At 45.7% G+C, this 20,310-nt stretch carries 14 protein-coding genes; all 14 read left to right on the top strand.

Annotation, left to right across the window (positions count from 1 at the left end):
* Positions 1 to 118: 118 nt before the first annotated feature.
* The 14 genes from L6442_RS31310 (at position 119) to L6442_RS31245 (ending at position 20,291) form a co-directional block, all read left to right on the top strand.
* Entirely contained in the window at positions 119 to 1,384 is a 1,266-nt protein-coding gene (locus L6442_RS31310; RefSeq protein ID WP_212979852.1) for a class I SAM-dependent methyltransferase, read from the top strand.
* A gap of 4 nt (positions 1,385 to 1,388) precedes the next feature.
* Positions 1,389 to 3,974 carry a metallophosphoesterase gene (locus tag L6442_RS31305; protein ID WP_212979851.1) on the top strand — a complete coding sequence of 862 codons (2,586 nt, stop codon included), beginning with the start codon at positions 1,389 to 1,391 and terminating at the stop codon, positions 3,972 to 3,974.
* Between the two features lie 773 nt (positions 3,975 to 4,747).
* A complete protein-coding gene (gene ahpC / locus L6442_RS31300; protein WP_194231804.1) occupies positions 4,748 to 5,311 on the top strand; it encodes an alkyl hydroperoxide reductase subunit C in 564 nt (187 codons plus the stop codon).
* A 12-nt stretch (positions 5,312 to 5,323) separates the two neighbouring features.
* Positions 5,324 to 6,853: an alkyl hydroperoxide reductase subunit F gene (gene ahpF / locus L6442_RS31295; protein ID WP_212979850.1), complete on the top strand. Its 1,530-nt coding sequence runs from the start codon at positions 5,324 to 5,326 to the stop codon at positions 6,851 to 6,853.
* 294 nt (positions 6,854 to 7,147) lie between these two features.
* The gene (locus L6442_RS31290) at positions 7,148 to 8,563 is read left to right on the top strand and encodes a hypothetical protein (RefSeq protein ID WP_212979849.1); all 1,416 of its coding nucleotides are present in this window, start codon (positions 7,148 to 7,150) and stop codon (positions 8,561 to 8,563) included.
* A gap of 131 nt (positions 8,564 to 8,694) precedes the next feature.
* Positions 8,695 to 9,948, top strand: coding sequence for a stalk domain-containing protein (locus tag L6442_RS31285; RefSeq protein ID WP_212979848.1), 1,254 nt, complete (start codon positions 8,695 to 8,697; stop codon positions 9,946 to 9,948).
* 348 nt (positions 9,949 to 10,296) lie between these two features.
* The gene (locus tag L6442_RS31280) at positions 10,297 to 11,250 is read left to right on the top strand and encodes an alpha/beta fold hydrolase (protein ID WP_237100141.1); all 954 of its coding nucleotides are present in this window, start codon (positions 10,297 to 10,299) and stop codon (positions 11,248 to 11,250) included.
* A gap of 41 nt (positions 11,251 to 11,291) precedes the next feature.
* A complete protein-coding gene (locus tag L6442_RS31275) occupies positions 11,292 to 12,197 on the top strand; it encodes a copper amine oxidase N-terminal domain-containing protein (RefSeq protein WP_212979847.1) in 906 nt (301 codons plus the stop codon).
* Positions 12,198 to 12,419: 222 nt separating this feature from the next.
* Positions 12,420 to 13,325 carry a helix-turn-helix transcriptional regulator gene (locus L6442_RS31270; protein WP_212979846.1) on the top strand — a complete coding sequence of 302 codons (906 nt, stop codon included), beginning with the start codon at positions 12,420 to 12,422 and terminating at the stop codon, positions 13,323 to 13,325.
* A gap of 172 nt (positions 13,326 to 13,497) precedes the next feature.
* A complete protein-coding gene (locus tag L6442_RS31265; RefSeq protein WP_212979845.1) occupies positions 13,498 to 15,267 on the top strand; it encodes a sensor histidine kinase in 1,770 nt (589 codons plus the stop codon).
* Positions 15,245 to 16,792: a response regulator gene (locus tag L6442_RS31260; RefSeq protein WP_212979844.1), complete on the top strand. Its 1,548-nt coding sequence runs from the start codon at positions 15,245 to 15,247 to the stop codon at positions 16,790 to 16,792. The genes L6442_RS31265 and L6442_RS31260 overlap by 23 nt, the downstream gene beginning before the upstream one ends.
* A gap of 401 nt (positions 16,793 to 17,193) precedes the next feature.
* A complete protein-coding gene (locus tag L6442_RS31255; protein WP_212979843.1) occupies positions 17,194 to 18,465 on the top strand; it encodes a sugar ABC transporter substrate-binding protein in 1,272 nt (423 codons plus the stop codon).
* A gap of 117 nt (positions 18,466 to 18,582) precedes the next feature.
* Positions 18,583 to 19,455, top strand: coding sequence for a carbohydrate ABC transporter permease (locus tag L6442_RS31250; RefSeq protein WP_194231784.1), 873 nt, complete (start codon positions 18,583 to 18,585; stop codon positions 19,453 to 19,455).
* Positions 19,455 to 20,291, top strand: coding sequence for a carbohydrate ABC transporter permease (locus L6442_RS31245; RefSeq protein ID WP_212979842.1), 837 nt, complete (start codon positions 19,455 to 19,457; stop codon positions 20,289 to 20,291). Before L6442_RS31250 ends, L6442_RS31245 begins: the two co-directional genes overlap by 1 nt.
* Positions 20,292 to 20,310 lie beyond the last annotated feature (19 nt).

Raw genomic sequence — 20,310 nt, 5'->3', positions numbered from 1 at the left:
AACAGCAAGGCGATAACGGACTTGGGCAGGTAAACCATCTGGTAAGAACCGGTGACTGAAATCCATAAATCCGTATGACCTAAACATGTGAAAAATGATGAGCAAGGAGAGTAACGTGATGGCAATCGTTCAATTGAAGTCCACGAATCCGAATTTTTCGTTTCTGATTAAAAAGAACCCGAATTCCGGCATGATTTTACGAAGCATCCGAAAAGGAATGGCGTATGGATGGTACACGGATGAGCAGACATTCAACGTCTATTTTAAGGATGCGGACAATGAAATTTCATATAAACAGCATGAGCAGGAAAACTTTGAATATTTAAACGTGTCGCGGTACAACACGCCTTTATTTCCGCTGAATGCGATCGGGGAATTCTTCTCCTCGCCGCTTAAAACGCATGACGAGCGCGATGTGGAAGGATATGAGCACACTTTTTATATCGGCATGATCCATATTGAACTCATCAGGTACATCGAATTTTTCGAAAAGCATTTCAAAGATTTCTCATTTGAAGTCGTTCATCTGGCGCATAAGAGCTACTCATTGACTGTCACGACGCGTAAAAGCCTATACCAACTCCTGCATGTCGTGAGCGTATTATGCCTGTTTTTGTCCATGTTCGGCAACGAATATATCGATATTTCCGACAGCGTTTTGGATAAATACATCAAGAGCATCAACGTCATCGACGCGCCGTTTTACATCCGCAGCTTGTTTATGCGCAATTTCCTCTCTTCCAAGATGCGGTACAACAAATATAAAGCGGAGCTTGAGGCAACGAACCGCTACGAAATCCGGTTTGCGTATGGAGGGACTGCGCTGCAGCGCAGAAATTACATCGGCAGCGTACTGCCTTTTGACAAAGCGATTCTTGATGTCGGTTGCGGCGAAGGATTTTACGCGCTCTCATTTGCCGGCAAGATTGACGGCATCTATTACGCCGTTGATATCAATGAAGAGGTTCTGGGCAAAATGGTCCGCAAAGCGGATGCCAGACAAATCGATAATATCGCGGCCTACCGGTCCCTTGATCTTTTCCTTGCGGAATACAATGGCGAACGGGTGGATGTCATTTTGACCGAAGTGGTTGAACATATGGGGTTAGAGGAAGCAGCGGGGCTGATACGGCAGATCGCTTCTGAGGTTGATTTTGAACATTTGATCATCACGACCCCGAATGCGGATTTTAACCGATTCTACGAAATAGAGGGCTTCCGTCACGACGATCACAAATGGGAGATGGGCCAGGAAGATTTTCGGCAGTGGATGCTGGAGGTCATTCGGGAATTAGGACTGCATTACGAGTTTGTGACGATCGGGGATGGAGTCGACCAGATCCAGACGACGCAAGGCGTTATTTTGAAAAGAAGGGGGGCTTAGACCCATGGAAATCCGCACAAAAATGCATACCATCTTCATGCTCGTCGGTTCCACGGAATGCGGCAAAACGACGTTTGCCAAGGAAGTATTGATGCCGGGACTGCGATTAGAGGATGCCCAGACCAAGCTAAAAGCGAACATTCAATATTTGTCGTCGGACCAGATCCGCCAGGAAGTGCTCGGATATGATTACGATAAATACGATCAGGTGATGCTGGAGGCAAGCGAGCAGGCTTTCCGTCTCTTATTCGAAAAATTGAAAATGGTCACTTCATTTCCCGTGAATGCGGAGTTTGTGGTGGTGGACACGACCGGGTTGGCGGAGGATTTTCGGGAAAAGGTACGGGATATTGCGCGGCAAAATCACTATAACCTCGAAGTCATCGTGTTCGATTACCGGAAAAGAGAAGATTATTACGCCTCGGAGCGCTCCAAACGGCTCATTACGAACCATATCAACCGTCTGAAAAAAGAAGTGCTCGGCGCTCTGCCCCGGGAAGGATACGAGAAAATTCATAAGATTCGCGCGAAAGATTTTTACTTGCCTAATGAAGGGGAAAGAAATCCCGAGTACTGCGTTGTGATTGAGGATTTGGATGCTTACCGGGAGACGGTTCTCCCACAGGATCGGCAGTACATTATCGTAGGGGACGTCCATGAATGCGTGGATGAGCTGAAGGGCCTGCTGCAGAGCCACGGCTATCGAATGGAGTCAGATAAATTGGTTGCGGGAGAGAAGCTGCGGGATACGAAGATCATTTTGGCCGGGGACTGGATCGATAAGGGGAAGCAGACGCGAGAAATTATCGAATTTCTGTATGACAATCAGGAGCATTTCTTATTCGTGCTGGGGAATCATGAGAATTTCGTCTATAAGTATCTGCAAGGCGAGATCAGCGGCGTGGATCAGGAGCTTCTTCGCACGTATTTTGACTCTGCGGAGATCCTTGCGAAGGATGCGGAGCTGTTGCGAAAATTCAATCATTTGGCAGCGAAAGCGAAGCCGTTTTACCGCTATGTGGGGACGGAAGGTCCATCTTATTATGTAACGCATGCACCTTGCAAAAACAAATATATCGGCAAGCTGGATACCCAGTCCGCCCGCCACCAGCGCAATTTCAGAATCGATCGGGAAGCGCCGCTGGAAGAGCAGCTGGTTTTCCTGCAGGAAGAGGCGGTAAGGAACTATCCGTTTCATGTCTTTGGACATGTAGCGGCAGGGCGCCCTTTCCGAATTGCCAACAAAATCCATCTCGATACCGGAGCGGTGCACGGCAATGGTTTAACGTCTGTTATGATCACGTTTAAACCGTTCATGAAGTCGCATAAATCGCGCAATGCCGTTTTGAGCGAGGAGCTGCCGGTATTGTTCAAGGAAAATCGGAAGGTTTCGGTGCAGGATCTGGGCGAGGAAGACATCCGGCGGCTGCGTTATTGTTCCCGGCATAAGATCAATTTCATTTCCGGGACCATGTCCCCGGCGGATAAGGACCCGGATGCGAATGAACTGGAATCGCTGAAGCGGGGGCTAGACTATTTTAAGGCGCAAGGCGTTCATCAGGTGGTTCTGCAGCCGAAATATATGGGATCGCGTTGCAATATTTATCTGCACAGAGAGCTGGATCAATGTTTTGCCGTGAGCCGCAATGGCTATAAAGTGAATCAGGTGGATTTAACGGAAGTATATGAAAAGCTGTTGGCCAAGTTCAGCGCGTACATGGAGCAGCAGGATATCCGCATGCTGATGCTGGACGGGGAGCTGATGCCGTGGAATGCGCTTGGGGAAGGTTTAATTCAGCGTCAGTTCAAGCCAATCGAGAAGGCGCTCGAGACGGAGCTTGCGTTTTTGCGGCAGAACGGTTTTGAATCTGCATTGCAGACATTGACCGGGGAATATCAGGCGAGCGGATTCGAACAGGATCAATACCGTATGACCAAAAGCGTCCTCAGCGAAAAATACGGTTCCAGCGTCTATCAAAATTACAAGTATCTTCACGATATCCAAGAAACCTATGTACCGCTGGCTGAGCATGTCCAGGCTTATGAGACTTATAAAAAGCAGCTTGAGCTGTATGCGGAAGCGGGGAGCATGGAATATAAACCTTTTGCGGTTTTGAAAATCGTGCTTAACGGCGGCGAGGAGCAGATTCCGCAGTGGAAGACCTCCGAAATGTATGATTTCCTGTCTGAGGATGAGTCCGTCAAACTTGATTTGTCCGATCCGGAAAGTTATGGGGAAGCAGAACAATTTTTCGCGAAGCTGACGATGGAGAATCATATGGAGGGCGTCGTAATCAAACCCGAGCTTTGGGACGGCCGGACGGTGCCGTACATGAAGGTGCGCAACCCGGACTACCTGTCCATTATCTACGGTTATGATTACAAATTCCCGCATAAATACCGGAAGCTGATGAAGCAAAAAAGCATTACGCGCAAGCTGCGGACCTCGCTGAATGAATACCAGTTTGGCGTCCGGATGCTTGGCATTAAACATGATGAAATTGCGCCTGAACATGAAGCTTATCAGGAAGTCGCGGCCAATCTGCTGTTTGAGGTTGCTCAGGAGCAGGAGATAGATCCGCGGTTGTAGCCTTGGCTTTCTATCAGCAGCTCAATATACTTGTGAGATTCAGGGGAGTTGTCGTTAAGGCAGCTCCCCCATGTTTTAATAGCAAAAGTGGACGTAATCCAGGCTGTCGAGAAAGCAGCAGTATTTTTTTGATGTCCCAGGAGTGTTCCCTTCAGGCTGGGTGGGGTGATTTTCCGAACGTTACTGTGCTTGGTGAAACCCCGGTTTGAATACGACAGCGTTATCTAACGAAACCCACAATCGTATTCGGGCAAAAATGAGCATTGAATATTTCTAATGAAACCGGGAAACGCTATTTAGCCCAATAGAGGTTCATTTGGCTGAATTCTGTGTAAATAACGATTTGTAGTTTCGTTAAATTTAAATCGGCATTGTTTTTGCGCTTTTAACGCTCCCTAGTTTCGTTAGGTGCATTCAGATCAGCCAGGGGACGCTCGGGCAGGGTCAGAAGAAACAGGGACGAACGACGGCAAGCTCCGTACGAGCAATTAAGAAGATTCTACAATTCAAAGACACTTCAAATTATGGAAGGAAACTGCACAAATTGTGTTGAAATACATAGTCGAAGAGGCTGAGAAGTTTTACCATAACTAATGAAGAGGGGGGATGGCGCCTATAAAGAAGAATATTGAAGAGTTGGTGAACAAGTTTGACATTGAGAATGATTAGTATATAATAATAAATATAAATAACTAGTGCATCTAGTTAAGACAGTGTAATCCGCTGTCCAACTTCTATATTATAAACCAAAATATCTGGGAGGTACGAATACCATGTCATTGATTGGAAAAGAAGTACTACCGTTTCAAGCACAAGCTTATCATAACGGCGAATTTATTAACGTAAGCGAGGAAAACTTCAAAGGCCAATGGAGTGTAGTTTGCTTTTATCCGGCAGACTTTACATTTGTATGCCCTACCGAGCTTGAAGATCTGCAAGAACAATATGCAGCATTGAAAGATCTTGGCGTTGAAGTATATTCCGTATCTACGGATACTCACTTTGTACACAAAGCTTGGCATGATAGCTCCGAAGCCATCGGCAAAGTTACTTACATTATGATTGGCGATCCTTCCCATACGATTTCCCGCAACTTCGACGTACTGATTGAAGAAGAAGGCGTTGCAGACCGCGGTACCTTTATCATCGATCCGGACGGAGTCATTCAAGCCGTTGAAATCAATGCCGGCGGCATCGGACGCGACGCAAGCATTCTGATCGACAAGATCAAAGCGGCTCAATATGTTCGCAAACATCCAGGCGAAGTATGCCCTGCGAAATGGAAAGAAGGCGGCGAAACATTGAAGCCAAGCCTTGATCTTGTAGGCAAGATTTAAGGAGACAAAGCCATGAAACTGGATGCAGACATAAAACAACAACTGGAGCAATATCTTCAGCTTATGGAAGGCGATGTTCTGCTGAAAGTCAGTGCCGGAACCGATTCGGTATCTAATGACATGCTGGATTTAGTGAACGAACTGTCCAGCATGTCAGATAAAATTGCTGTTGAACAAACACAATTGCCTAGAACTCCTAGTTTTAGCGTAAACCGTGTTGGTGAAGACACTGGCGTAACATTTGCTGGGGTTCCATTAGGACATGAATTCACTTCGCTCGTTTTGGCTTTGCTTCAAGTCAGCGGAAGACCTCCAAAGGTTGAACAAAGCGTCATTGATCGGATTAAGAGCATTAAAGGCGAATATCACTTTGAAACCTATGTCAGCTTAACCTGCCACAACTGTCCTGATGTTGTGCAGGCGCTGAACTTGATGAGTATTCTTAATCCCGGCATTACCCATACGATGATTGATGGTGCTGCTTTCAAGTCCGAAGTCGAAAGCAAAGACATTATGGCCGTACCGTCAGTTTACCTTAATGCCGAATTCTTTGAAAGCGGCCGGATGACCATCGACGATATTCTTGCCAAGCTTGGCACCTCGGACACATCCGAGTTCGAGAATAAAGAACCATACGACGTATTGGTTGTCGGAGGCGGGCCAGCTGGTGCAAGTGCGGCGATTTATGCGGCGCGCAAAGGTATTCGCACGGGTATTGTTGCCGACCGTTTTGGCGGACAGGTTAACGATACGCTGGGGATCGAGAACTTTATCAGCGTGAAATACACAGAAGGGCCCAAGCTCGCTGCAAGCCTTGAAGAGCATACCAAGGAATATGGCATTGAAATTATGAAGGCACAGCGCGCGAAACGCCTGGAGAAGAAAGATCTCGTTGAAGTTGAATTGGAAAATGGCGCGGTTCTGAAGAGTAAGACTGTGATCATTTCCACCGGTGCCCGCTGGCGCAACCTGGGCGTGCCTGGCGAAGCCGAATTCAAGAACAAAGGTGTGGCTTACTGCCCGCATTGCGACGGTCCATTGTTCGCTGGAAAACACGTTGCGGTTGTTGGCGGCGGCAACTCCGGTATCGAGGCAGCCATTGACCTCGCAGGAGTCGCGGAACATGTCACAGTTCTTGAATTTATGCCGGAATTAAAGGCTGATTCTGTGCTGCAGGACCGTCTGAACAGCTTGCCTAACACCACTGTAATCAAAAACGCTCAAGTGAAAGAAATTACCGGAACCAACAAAGTTGACGGTGTTACTTACATTGAGCGCGAGAGCGGTGAAACGAAGCATATCGATCTTCAAGGCGTTTTTGTTCAAATCGGTCTCGTTCCGAATACGGACTGGTTGGCTGACACGCTTGAACGCACACGCATGGGTGAGATCGTGGTAGACAGTCATGGCGCAACCAGCATCCCTGGCGTATTTGCCGCAGGCGATTGCACGAATTCTCCTTACAAGCAGATTATTATTTCGATGGGGTCCGGCGCTACCGCAGCGTTGGGCGCATTTGATTATATGATCCGCAATCAATAACTTTTGCAGGTATCATTTGAATTTTGAATAGTGGCGGGCGAGGGATCGTTGAAGTTTAAAGGTCACTACACCCTTTAAGCTATATATCACTTGTCTTTTCGGACAATCATTTAACTTCCCTCGCCTCCATACATTTAAACCCGCTCATTGAGCGGGTTTTTGCTTTAGATATCGGAAAGTATAAATCGACAGATATAAATTGCCATGTGATAAATCAGCTTTTCTATTGTTAGATTCGTGTTCCATTGGGTAGTATGGAGTTAAGTCGATAAAACTGGGAGGCGGGTCAGTACGGTGAAATCTAATCAAAGTAATAGTAAGAGTATCGCGGACCATTTGGCAGAGCTTAGCAAGGACGAGCTAATTACGCTGCTTGTAAATTTCTCTGAGGAAATCAGGGAAGTGGAACAAGCGCTTGCCTTGAAATTTATGGATGTTGGCGGAAAGAAAAGTTTGAGTCAATACAAGAAGATTATCCGGGCTTCCATTAAGCAGCACGCGGATCGTCATGGGTTTGTTACTTACCGGAAAGTCCCTTACGCTGTGACGGGTGCCGAGAAAGTGATGGAGAAAGCGAATGAGGTGGCCAAAAAGGGCGAACATCTTCAAGCTGCTGAAATTATATTTACCATTCTCCATGAAATGGGGGATCTATTGCAGCTTTGTGATGATTCCGATGGAATCGTTGGAGGATTAATTCATGAGTGTCTGAGCTCAATTCATGATATTTCGGTTGAATTAGAGAATAGTGCCTCAAAGGAAAGACCTGTTTTATTTAAAATGCTTCTAGAAGAAGCTCTTCATCCCAATCTGCAGGGCTGGAGTGAATGGAAACTCTCTCTTCTGAACAGCGCTATTTATGTAATGAAGGCAACCTCGGAGAAGGATTTGTGGAGTGCTCAACTTGATAATATGGAGAACCAAGAGAAGAATGAGTCATTTTATAGCAGCTATTTCTTCGAAGGTGCCGCTGAACTTAGGTATAAGGTCATTCAGAAGTTTGAAGGCGAAGACAACGCAGCTGAATTCCTTCAGAGCCATCTGGACATGAAGGATTTTCGTGAGAAAGCGATTGCATCAGCTATTCACGATCGGGATTATAATAAAGCGTTGGAACTGGCCGAGCAGGGGGAACGGAAAGATGCCGCTGAAGGGCTTCCTGGTCTCGTTCATAAATGGAAAGAGTATCGTTACGAAATCTATGGGCTCACTCATCAAGTAGAACAGCAAATACAACTGGCTGAGGAGTTTGCCCTATCGGGAGAATATGAGTACTATTTATTACTTCAAGAATTATACGGCAAGGATGCCTGGCAAGCGGCATATGAAGAATTTCTAAATAAGCTTGAGGCTAAGGGCGTTGGTAACTGGAGAGCTGCTGAATTATACCCCCGAGTTCTCGTTGAAGAAGGGGAAACATCGAGACTGATGGAGTACGTCCGCAAGAATAAATGGTCTGTGCTTCAATACTATCCTCATTTGGTTGGTGATTATACAGAAGAAGTATTTCTATTGTTTACGCAGATTATTACCGAGGAAGCGGCCAACTCAACAAACCGAAAGGAATACCAGAAAGTGTGCAAAAAGATTCGCAGCTTGATCAAAGCAGGCGGTGCAGTGCCTGCAGGTGAAGTTATTGAGCAGCTTCGTAACGATTATCCATATAGGCCTGCTCTCCTTGACGAGTTGGGGAAGATAAAGATCGATTAGAAGATAGAGGAATGTGAGCAGCTGAGGAGAAAGGGAAGGATTGAATGATCCGGCACATATATGTATACATAGATTCCTCCAAGCGGCCGATATAAACTTTGACTGTTTATTATGGAGGGAGGTTTTTTTAGATGTATCTCTTAAGGAAAACAACAGCGGTGCTGCTTGCTTTGCTAGTGTCGATTGCCGGCTTTGCAGGTATAGCATCAGCATCGGACTCTAAGAAGGTATCCGTTGATGTTACAACCAATTATACTACCCTGGTCCCTGGACAAAGCGTCTTGGTGAGTGTCAAAATCTCGAATATTCCCTCCGGTCGAAACGGGCTTCATTCCGGCAAAGTTGTACTAAGCTATGATGAAAATGTGTTTACGACCGAGGGTAACATACGCTTCGATGATGATCTTGGGAAGTACATATGGAGAGACGATACTTTTTTCATTCCTTCCAAATCCTTCGAGACTACGGATTATCGTATCGAAAATCCGTATCCGGAGGATTCCAACCCTGCCGATGGCAGGCAAGAAGTGGTGCTGTCTATATCAGCGCTAAATAACAAAACGATCAACTCAACGACCAATGAAGCGTTTGCCTCCTTTTTCCTAACGGTTAAAAAAGAGGCCAAGACCCAGGATACTTTAATCAATATTATATCTAAGGGAACTATGCTGGAGGATACTGCAGGAAACCTCGTTCAGGGTTATGGCACAACCTCTGCGCATCTTCTTGTAGGTGCTCCTAAAAGAATTGAAATTGTTCGCGGGACTCTCCCGCCTACCTCTAATCTATTCAAGCTAAGCATAAATAGCGGCGTGGAACTAAATGCGCTGGCGGTTTTCGATAATGGGGATACTGCATATGTAACCGAGCTGTCTTCTTGGGAAACTACAGATCCAAAGGTTATAAAGGCCCCGGTACAGGGAAATATTCAGGCAATCGGCTTAGGAAAAGCTTCAGTCACGGCCACTTTAGGTTCTGTTACAGGCAAACATGATGTTGCGGTTTACCCGGCAAACGCCCCTGAATTGATTGAACAAGAAGTAGTCCATGTCATCATAACACGAATCCCGAATGAGAGAAGTTTCGCAGTTGCAACAGTCGTTCAAGTAAATGTGAATGGAAAAACCGCAGAACCTGGACGACTCTCTGACGGTACTGTTTACGTTTCATTGCGATCCGTCAGCAAATTATTGGGAGTTGATGTAGGCTATGACAGTACCAAAAAGGCGCCAATGATAGATGGTAAAACGGTAACACATTTTTATACTTTTTCAGGGGTCTCATATATCATGGCCCGCGATATATCCTCATTGCTCGGGGCTGAGGTTAAATGGGATGAGAAAAAAACAACTCTGACGATAGAGGCTTCTGTCCGAAAAAAATAATTATTTGGACATAAAAAATGCTCTCTTTTATTTGCCGTACTTGGCAATGAAAGAGAGCATTTTCTGATCTTGCAGAACGAGAGGAGTTATTCTGAAGAAGCGAAGCGTTCTCCTTTGTCCTCAGATTTCAACCATACCATATCTAAATAAAAGAAATCTGAGGACAACAGAGGTCGGAAGAATAATCCGCATGCGCAGTGGCGCCAGGCCTAAAATCTTTAGTTTATATATCAAAAACAAACTCTCGGATTTAAAGACTTATTTGCGCAGCGTATTTACCTTGAAGCAAGGTCTCAATAAAGGTATGTTAAATAAAGAGATTACATTAACATTTTCTGGAGGAGTGAAGTGAGAAAAATTCTGAGAAAGCTTGCTTGGGTGTTCATCACGATCATCGGTATTTTGCTATTATTCATTGCCATTAGTTTCATTAACCATCGAATTCAATTGAACAAAGAGTCGGCCATGCTTTCGCCAATAGGGACGATGGTGAACGTCAATAACCACCAAATGCATGTATACACGGAGGGAAGCGGTACCAAGACGTTGGTCTTTATGTCGGGCGGGGGAACGGCCTCGCCTGTGTTGGATTTTAAAGGGCTGTACTCGAAGCTATCCGATCATTATAAAATTGCAGTCGTTGAAAAGGCGGGATACGGTTATAGCGATACGGCGGCTGTTTCTCGCGACATCGATACCATCCTGGAGGAGACCCGGACTGCTTTATCACTGGCAGGCATCCAAGGGCCGTATATTCTGTTCCCGCATTCGATGTCAGGCATCGAGGCTTTATATTGGGCGCAAAAATATCCTGCTGAAGTGAGCTGCATCATTGGACTTGATCCTGCAGTTCCGGCAGCATATGAGAATTATCCATTACCGTCGGATGCTATGATGAGTCTTACCAGCTTTGGCGCCCGCATTGGGTTTACCCGTTTTTTTCCGGCCATCGCGAATTCTTCTGCTGCAATCCATGAAAACCTTCTATCCGAGCAGGAAAAGAAGATGTACCGTGCAATATTTTATCAAAAAACGCAAACCTCCAATATGATGGACGAAGTTAGAATGATCCGGGATAACGCTAAAAAAGTAGAAGAGGGCGGAGTGCCCAATGTCCCGATGTATTTCTTTATATCGGACGGCAAAGAAGTGCCATTGGACGATTGGAGGGATCTTCTAGTTACATACGTCGGTGCTGCAAACAAGGGGAAATATATGGTGCTGGATTGCGGCCATTATATTCACGACCACGAACCTGGAATGATTGCCGAAGAAAGCGCTAAATTTATAGAGGGGCTATAAAAGGAATCGTTATTTTCATAATATTTGGAGGTATGTTGACCATGATGAAAAATTTAACAGTATCCATGATATTGTTGATCATGTTCATGATGGCTTTGCCCGGTTATACTTTGGCTGATGGTACAATACCTAAGACGAATATCGATCAAACTTTCATTTATCCTTATGAGGATCGGGATGATGCCGAGTTCTACATCCAATATGGCGGCTCCGGCAAAGAGTCCATTGGCAAAACTTTTGTGGGTTTATTTATCAATGGGTCTATCATCAAAAACGCGAATATCATCACTGAAAACAACAGAACTTTGCTGCCGATCCGAATTGTAGCCGAACAGCTCGGGGCACAGATCGAATGGGACGGTAAAACGCAAAAAGTAACAATTACCGATGCTAACGCAAAACGCAAGATCGAATTATTTATTGATCATAAGAACGCCAAAATGAACGGTAAAACATTCAAGATGGATGCCGCGCCCCAAATCATTCATCATTACACTTATGTACCTCTGAGATTCGTTGCGGAAGCTTTGCATGCGAAAGTGGCTTATTTTAATGGCAAAGATCTATCGCAGCCGCATATTCTGCCAAGACTGCCTCATGTCATGATCAGCAGATATCCAAGCGATGCAAAGATGCTTTCCAAAGAAGCGGCAATCGCCAAGTTAAAACAGGAATTAATTATCGCTTATGAACAGAAATTCGGGAAATTCATTCCCCTTGGCAAGAGCGAAAAGCCGGGTCAAGACGATGATCAGGCCATTCTTCGGGATGTGATTACGCATCTCAAAATCGTTTCGGAAAATGACAGATATTATGTGGCTCCCGTTATGTATGATTTTTGGATCGATAAGTATACGGGAGATATTTATACTTTTTATAACGGGCTTACGATGTCCATTCAAAGCTTTGATCCTTATGCTGATCAGGCATTGTCTTTTCCGGGGTAGCGCAGGAGCTCAGTTTGTACGCATCTGATTTCTAAAACAGTAGGATCTAACCGATCCATGGCTCCAAGGATATGATGCCCAGGTGACATGCCGAAGCAAGAATAATGAGGGATCGTTTGAACCCATGGTTCAGCGGTCCCTTTTTCTTGGCCCTTTGCAACTCAAGTCAAATAACGGAAAACGCGCTTTGATATCATCAAACGTGAAAGGAGGAATACTTCCATGTACGAATGGAATGAGATGGTGCAGCTAATGATTGATTGGGTGGAGCGTCACTTGACGGCAAATCCTTCGCTTTTGAACATGTCCAAGCATCTCGGTTATTCGCCTTATTATTGTTCCCGGCAATTTAATTCTCTGACAGGGATGACTTTGCGGGACTATATATGGATGCGAAAGGTCAGCCGTGCCGCCTTGGAGCTCCGTGACACGGATGGACGCGTGCTGGATATTGCCATGAAGTATGGATTTTCTTCGCAGGAGGCGTTTACGCGGGCGTTCGTGAAAGCCTTTGGCGTGACTCCCTCCGCTTACCGCAAAGCACCAAGGCCGATTCCGTTGGCCAAACGCGTGGAAGTATTTTCGCCTTATCACTATTTCATGAAGGAGCGGGATCAGATGAGTCAGGGGCAGCTGCAGCAGGTGGAGATCCGAAAAGAATTCATCCAGGCACATAAGTTCATTGGGGTTTGGGATATATCCTCGCAAAGCTACATGCAATTTTGGGAAAACGGGCATGACTGCGACGAAATCTGCGGGACTCTGGAAAGCATGTCCAATCTGGTGCTCCCCGGGCACTTGGAGCAAACCGCAGGTTGGTTTTACGAGAACGGACAAAAAGGATATTTTTATGGCATTCCCGTTTCACTGGACTATGATGGCAAGATTCCTGCCGGGATGGAGTGCAGGGAGTTTCCTGAATCCGAATATTTGATTTTCCATTACCCGCCCTTTGATTATTTAAAGGAAAACGGCGCAGTGATGAGAATAGTGGAAGAAGCAGCGTGGAATTTTGACCCGAAAAGCATGGGATACGAGTGGGACGAAGACATCAAGCAGGATTATCAGCAGCATTTTCCGGAAGGTTATGGCTATGCGGTGCTTCGTCCAGTGAAGAAATTGGATTAGGGTCATCGCAATTCACAGCAGTTACCGATATCCTTGCACAAACTACAGAGGCAGGTTACAATTCCCTTTAATCTGATACGGAAAGATTCTCCCATTACGGGGGAATCTTTTTTGTTCTAGAATAGAAGGGAGCACAGCTGTACGCGTTCACTGGTTATAGAGGAGGGTTAGGATGTTTTTGATGAAGCGGAGTTTGTTTGCCAAAATCCTGTTGAGCATGTTGATTACGACGACGGTGCCTCTTTTGATTACCAATTACATTTCCTATCATACCATCGGGCGTTCGGTCAAAGAGCAGCTTGTGCAGCTGAACCAAAGCTCCATGGCGATCAAGATGTCGGGGATAACGAAGTATATTCATGACGTGTCGATGCTTTCCTATACGTATTACAGCGATCCTGAATTAATGCGGCTCTTAACCAGGAAAGAAGTGCAAACACCGGCCGAATCCGTATATATCAAACAAAAAATCGGTCAGAATTATGGAGGTTATCCGGAAATCAGATCGATTATTTACAAGAGTGCATTGACGAACAAACAGTTTATTATCAAATCCGATCTGAATGAGCGCATACCGATGCCTGACTATGCCAATCATCCGCTTGCTGCGCAAGAAAACGAATTTAACCAGGAGTATTCGGTCGTGCAGTTTAATGGCGAGAGAAGGCTGCGGATTAACAAGACCTTTATCGATACTTCGAACCGTGCACTGCTTGGAATGACGACGATGATCGTACGGAACACGACATTGAAGCAATTGGCCAATCCGCTGGGAACTGACGAAGATAAAGATACGTATATTTTTCTCCAAGATGATATGCAGCTGCTATACGCTACACCTGGCGCGGCCGCAGGGGAAACTTGGATGGATCAATTGCGCAAGCAGTCGGAAGTGAAGAAGGGATTGATCAATGACTCGAAAGGCATTTATATTTTTTACAAGGATGACGCTTATAATCTTCCGATTACACTGGTCAAATTTATACCCAAATCCGTGATTGATCAGGCGGGGAAACAGGCGTTAAACGAATCCTTTACCATTCAATTGGTCGTAACCGTTTTTATTACGATGATGGCAGGCATCATTTCCTATTTTATATTGTTCCGGGTCAAACGAATTCTTAGGCATATCAAAAATATTCAGATGGGCAACTTCGATATTCAAATCCATTCCAAAAGTTCAGATGAGCTTGGCGTGCTGGAGGACAGGTTCCAGGAGATGATCAAGCAGCTCGATATCCTGTGGAATCAGCAGTACCGGTATCAGCTGGAAGTATCGACAGCCCGCCTGAAAATGCTGCAGGCCCAGATCAATCCGCATTTTTTGTTTAATACGCTGCAGTCGATCGGCTCGCTTGCAATCAAGAAAAACGCGCCGGAGGTCAGCGATAAACTGGCGGAGCTGGGAGCGATGTTTCGGTACAGTATGGATATCGATACGGAAGAGGTCCGTTTGCAGGACGAGCTGGATCATTTGAATCATTATATTTCCCTGCAAATCGGCCGGTTTCAAAGCAGAATCCAGTTCAACCAAATTTGCTCCGATGAGGCGCTGGATGTGCTTATACCCAAGATGGTCCTGCAGCCGCTGGTTGAAAATAGTATCATCCATGGGATTGAGAAAGGTGACGGTATTGGACAGATCAGCGTTGAGATAGAGATTCAAGAGAAACTGCTGATCCGAATCATTGATAATGGGTGCGGTTTCAGGGAAGAAACCATCCGGGAAATAAACCATCAATATTCGGAGCCGTTTAGGAATCAGGAGTCCCGAACGAGGATTGGCCTAATCAATGTGCTTAAGCGTCTCCAAATTTATTATGGGGAAGGTTTTGCGTGGAGAATCGAGAGCGCGCCATTCGTCAGAACGACCGTCGCTTTAGAAATTCCATATCATCAGGAAAGGGAGCGTGATGATTATGAAAGTATTGATCGTAGATGACGAGCAGCATGTCAGGGAAAGCGTTGAATTATCCATCGATTGGTCCAAATACGATATCACCGAAATTTTTATGGCAGAGGACGGAGCGGAGGCGCTGGGCATCGTTCGGCGTGAAGATCCGGAATTGATTATTTGCGATATGAGCATGCCCCGGATGGACGGAATCGCCTTTCTCGAGGCGCTCCGGGAAGAGGGCTGGAACGCTCAGGTTATCGTATTAAGCGGCTATCAGGAGTTTCGGTATGCCCGGGCGACCTTGCTTGCCAACGGTGTGGATTACCTGCTGAAACCCTTCAAGATCAGCGACCTGGATAAGACCGTTTCCAGAGCAGTCGAATCGATCATTGAAAGCAAGCAAAATGAAAGCGAGGAATGGAGGAAGAACCATCAGGTTCATGAAGCGAACACGTTGCTGAATGAACAGAAAATGGTGACTTATCTGCAAAGCGAGGCCGCGAATCACGAAGGGGTTCGACAATTGCTGTCGGAGGCAGGGTTCCCTTTGGAGGGTTTTTATGTCCTGCTGTTTTTGCCGAGGAACGGGGCAGCGGTTATTGATCGATATTTTATGGGGGATGAAACGTTATTTCAGTTTTCGGTCCGAAACATCATCAGGGATATTTTAAAACCGTTGGCTCATTATTATTTTTTCCGTATTGACTCTTTCCTTTGCATCTTGACCCAAGGGGATGTGTCTGCAGCAGAAATGGAATATTACCGCCGGAAGCTGGAAGAGTCCTGGTTGGCCGCCATTAAAATCGAGACATTCTCAGGTTTCTCCAAACAGAAATATAGTTATACGGACATTCTCGCCGGGGTGAAAGAAGCGAAAAAAGAAATTCTGAAGTCCAATGTTCTTGGCGGTCATCAGATGCTGGTTGATCAGCGGAAAATTCTGACCTTCATGGACAAGGAATTATTAGTGCTGGAAGCGCTGAAAAAACAGGATAAAGAATACTTGGAGGAACTGATTCATTCCTTTGTGAAGGAATTACGGGAGCGGGGGTACTTGTCATTAAAGGAGCTGCAGCATTATTCGATCGAAATCAATTTACTGATTATGCGCATTTCCCGGCAGCTTGAACAGGAACATCATATTGAACCCTTATCGTTATGGCTCAGTGATCTGGATGAATGGGAGAAAGCCTTAACACATATTTTCTGGTTAATGATTGAGTCAGAGGGGGAGAATTTATCCTCGCTCCGGAGCATACATGCGATTCGGCATTATATCGAGTCACATTTAAATGAGAATATTAACTTAACTTTCCTTGCCGATAAGTTTTATTTTAGTCCGCAATATATTTCCAAGAAGTTCAAAGAAACCTATGACACGACGATTATGAACTATCTTACCCGGCTGCGGATGGACAAGGCGAAGTCCTTGCTCAGTCATTCGGATCTCAGCATCTTGGAGATTTCCCAAATCGTAGGGTATGAGGATGACAACTACTTTGGCAAAGTGTTCAGAAAACATGCCGGCGAATCCCCCTCGCAATATCGCAAGAAGCGGCAGGAGCGTTAATCCGCTTTCCATGACATTGAACTTCCGGGGTCACGGCAAATCGGAATAAGCTTCAGAGGCCGCACGTCACTCCGTACTTTTGCTTCGCAAAAGCGCCCCTCTGTGAGAGGCGTCGGACTTCTTTCCGATACTCTCAGTACTTTTGCTTCGCAAAAGCGCCTTTCAGGCGTCGGACTTCTTTCCGATACTTTTTGTGGGGTTATTCGATTCATATTTTACCTATTCAGGCGAAGAGTTTACCTATTGAAGACAGCCTTACCCAAAATATAATTGAATCATAAGAAGCAAGGAAAACAGCAGTTTGAAAACGTTATCACACAAATGCGCGCCGGTTTTCAACCGCTGTATCCGTAAAAGATTTTGGAATGGATTTTGCAAAAATATCTAACGGGGGCGAAAGCATGAAAAGGACAAAAAGAGCGTTTGGTTTCCTGGCAATGATGGTATTGATTGCATCTCTGGTGGCTTGCGGCGGCAAAACAAGCAATGATTCCGCCGATTCAGGCTCGGATTCGCCGAAGACGTCTGACGGAACGGAAAAACAGGCGAAAATATCGCTTTTCCAAAGCAAGGTAGAAATTGCTGAAGCATTAGAAAAGTTGGCAAATAAATATAAAGAAGAGACCGGCAATGAAATTGAAGTGTGGGGTTCCGCCGGCGACGCCTACATGACACAACTGCAGGCCAAGCTGGCTGCTAAGGAAGGACCTACGATCTTTAGCGTAGCATCCGGCGCGGAAACGGAGAAATTCAAATCTTATTATTACGACATGAGCAATGAGGATTATGTCAAAAATATTGCTCCTCACATGGCTTTGGAGGTAGATGGAAAAATCGTCGGTGTTCCGACAGGCGTTGAAGGTTTCGGCCTGGTATACAACAAAAGCCTGGTGGATCCCAAGGATGTGACCGATCTGGCGTCCTTCACCAAAACGATGGAGAGCATGAAGGCCAAAGGCATCAACGGTTTGAGTCTTTCCCAAGAAGCGTATTTCCTGGTCGGCCATATTTTGAATACGCCGTTTGCACTGCAAGCGGATCCGCAGGCCTTTATCGAAAAGCTGAATAAAGGCGAAGTCAAGATGGCGGATACCAAAGAGTTCCAGGAATTTGCCAAATTCATGGAAGTGATTAAAAAAGATTCCGTGAATCCGATGGAAGTTACCTATGATACGCAGATGGGGGACTTTGCAACAGGTAAAACAGCTATGGTACACCAAGGCAACTGGAGTTACGGCATGTTGGCGGATTACGATAATCTCGATATTGGCATGATGCCGCTGCCGATTGCCGGAAACAACAAGCTTTCGGTAGATATTCCAGGCGGTTGGGTCATTAATAATGGGGCCAAACCTGAAGAAATCAAAGCGGCCAATGCTTTCCTGAATTGGTTGTATACCAGCGAGACCGGCAAAAACGCCATCGTGAAGGAGTTTAAATTTATTCCGGCGATGACCAATATCGAAGCAGACGGTTTGGACCCATTGTCCCAGGCTGTATTCGAAGCGACGAAAAGCGGCCAGACGATTCCATGGGCGATGAACCACTTCCCTGAAGGCATTATCGTAAATGACCTGACCCCTGTAACGGCCGATTTCTTCCTGAATGCCAATATGACCGGAGAGCAATACTTGAAGAATCTCGACGCAGCATGGGCAAAAGCAGCCAAATAATCATAATCTGAACATCGCGGATGAAACACTAAAGCCTAGCCCTATTTTCTAGTGTTAGGCTTTTGTGCTTCATTCCCCCCGCTTCAAAATAAACCGAGCTGGAGAGGGTGTGTGGAAATGAAAAGAAAAGACAAGTTTTGGTTCGGGTTATTTACGATGCCCTTGTTCATTATTTTTACGACAGTCGTCATTATTCCGTTCATCATAGGGGTCGCTTATTCCTTCATAAGCTGGGATGGCATCGCCTCCAACCCCAAAGTTTTCGTTGGCCTGGATAATTACGTGACTATTTTTCATGATGAGCGGTTCTTCTCTTCCGCAAGACATACACTCGAATTTACGTTATTAGCGCTTGTTAGCGTGAATCTTCTGGGCCTTGCCTTCTCACTGTTGGTGACGAACGGCCTGCGCACAAGCAAGCTGGCGCGAACCTTCTTTTTTATGCCGAACCTGATTGGCGGTTTGATCCTGGGTTACATTTGGAAGTTTATTTTTACGGATGGATTCAAGTTTCTTGGCGGCAAGACCGGGCTTGAGGAAATTTTCTTCAACTGGCTTATCAGCCCCCGCTTTGCCCTATATGCTCTGGTGATCGTATTTACTTGGCAGATGGCCGGATACACGATGATCATATATATCGCGGGTATTCAGGGGATTCCGGATGAACTGTTGGAGGCGGCCAAGGTCGATGGAGCGAATTGGTGGCATAGGCTGACCAAAATTACATTCCCGCTCCTCATGCCTTCCTTCACGATCTGCTTATTCATGACGTTGTCCGGCGCGTTTAAAATTTACGACGTGAACCTATCCCTAACGAATGGCGGACCGGTTCACTCGACGGAAATGTTCGCCATGAACATCTTTAATGAAATATTCGGGTACGGACGGTATGGAGTCGGGCAGGCTAAAGCTATTTTGTTCTTCTTAATCGTTGCCCTGGTGACATTGACACAGGTGATCATTACGAAAAAGAAAGAGGTGCAGATGTAATGAGACGAACAAGCAGAGCGATCTACTCCATCTTGCTGGTCGTGCTTGCACTTATTTTCTTGTCGCCAATCTATATTATGATCGTGAACTCTTTCAAGACGCGGGCGGAATTATATAATAATGCGCTGGCGCTGCCGGAGTCCTTCAGCCTTCAATATTTTGAAGCAGCGATGAAGAAGATGAACTTCCTGACCGTCTTGGGCAACTCGGCTTTTGTTACCGTCGGTACGGTTGTCTTCGTTGTCATTTTATCCTCTATGACCGCATGGATGCTTGTCAGAACGGATAATAAATTGAGTAAATTCATGTTTATGGCTTTTATCTCCACGATGCTGATTCCTTTTCAGACGTTGATGATGCCTTTGATGCAAGTTATGGACTGGATTCGGACCCATCTTCATATCCCGATGCTGAATACGCATGGTGGTCTGATCTTTATGAACATTGGCTTTCATGCAAGTATAGCCGTGTTCCTGTATCACGGGTTTATCAAGTCTGTTCCGATTGCGCTTGAGGAAGCGGCGACTTTAGATGGATGCAGTAAATTCGGCGTGTTCTGGAGAATCGTATTCCCTATGTTAAAGACGATTACGATTACCGTAGCGATTTTGGATGTCATCAGTACATGGAACGACTACTTGCTTCCGTCGCTCGTCCTTTCCGATAAAGGACTGCGTACTATTCAGCTGTCGACGTTTTACTTCTTCGGAGAATTTACCATCGTGTGGAATCAGGCTATGGCCGGATTGACCTTGACCATTATTCCTGTCGTCATTTTCTATGCGATAGCTCAAAAATACATTATCAAGGGCATTGCCGAGGGTGCGGTGAAGTGATATCTCAGGGATTTGAGTA

It is taken from the genome of Paenibacillus azoreducens (genome assembly GCF_021654775.1).
GTDB classification, from domain to species: Bacteria; Bacillota; Bacilli; order Paenibacillales; family Paenibacillaceae; genus Paenibacillus_AQ; species Paenibacillus_AQ azoreducens.
This window is presented reverse-complemented; position numbering and strand designations above follow the sequence as displayed.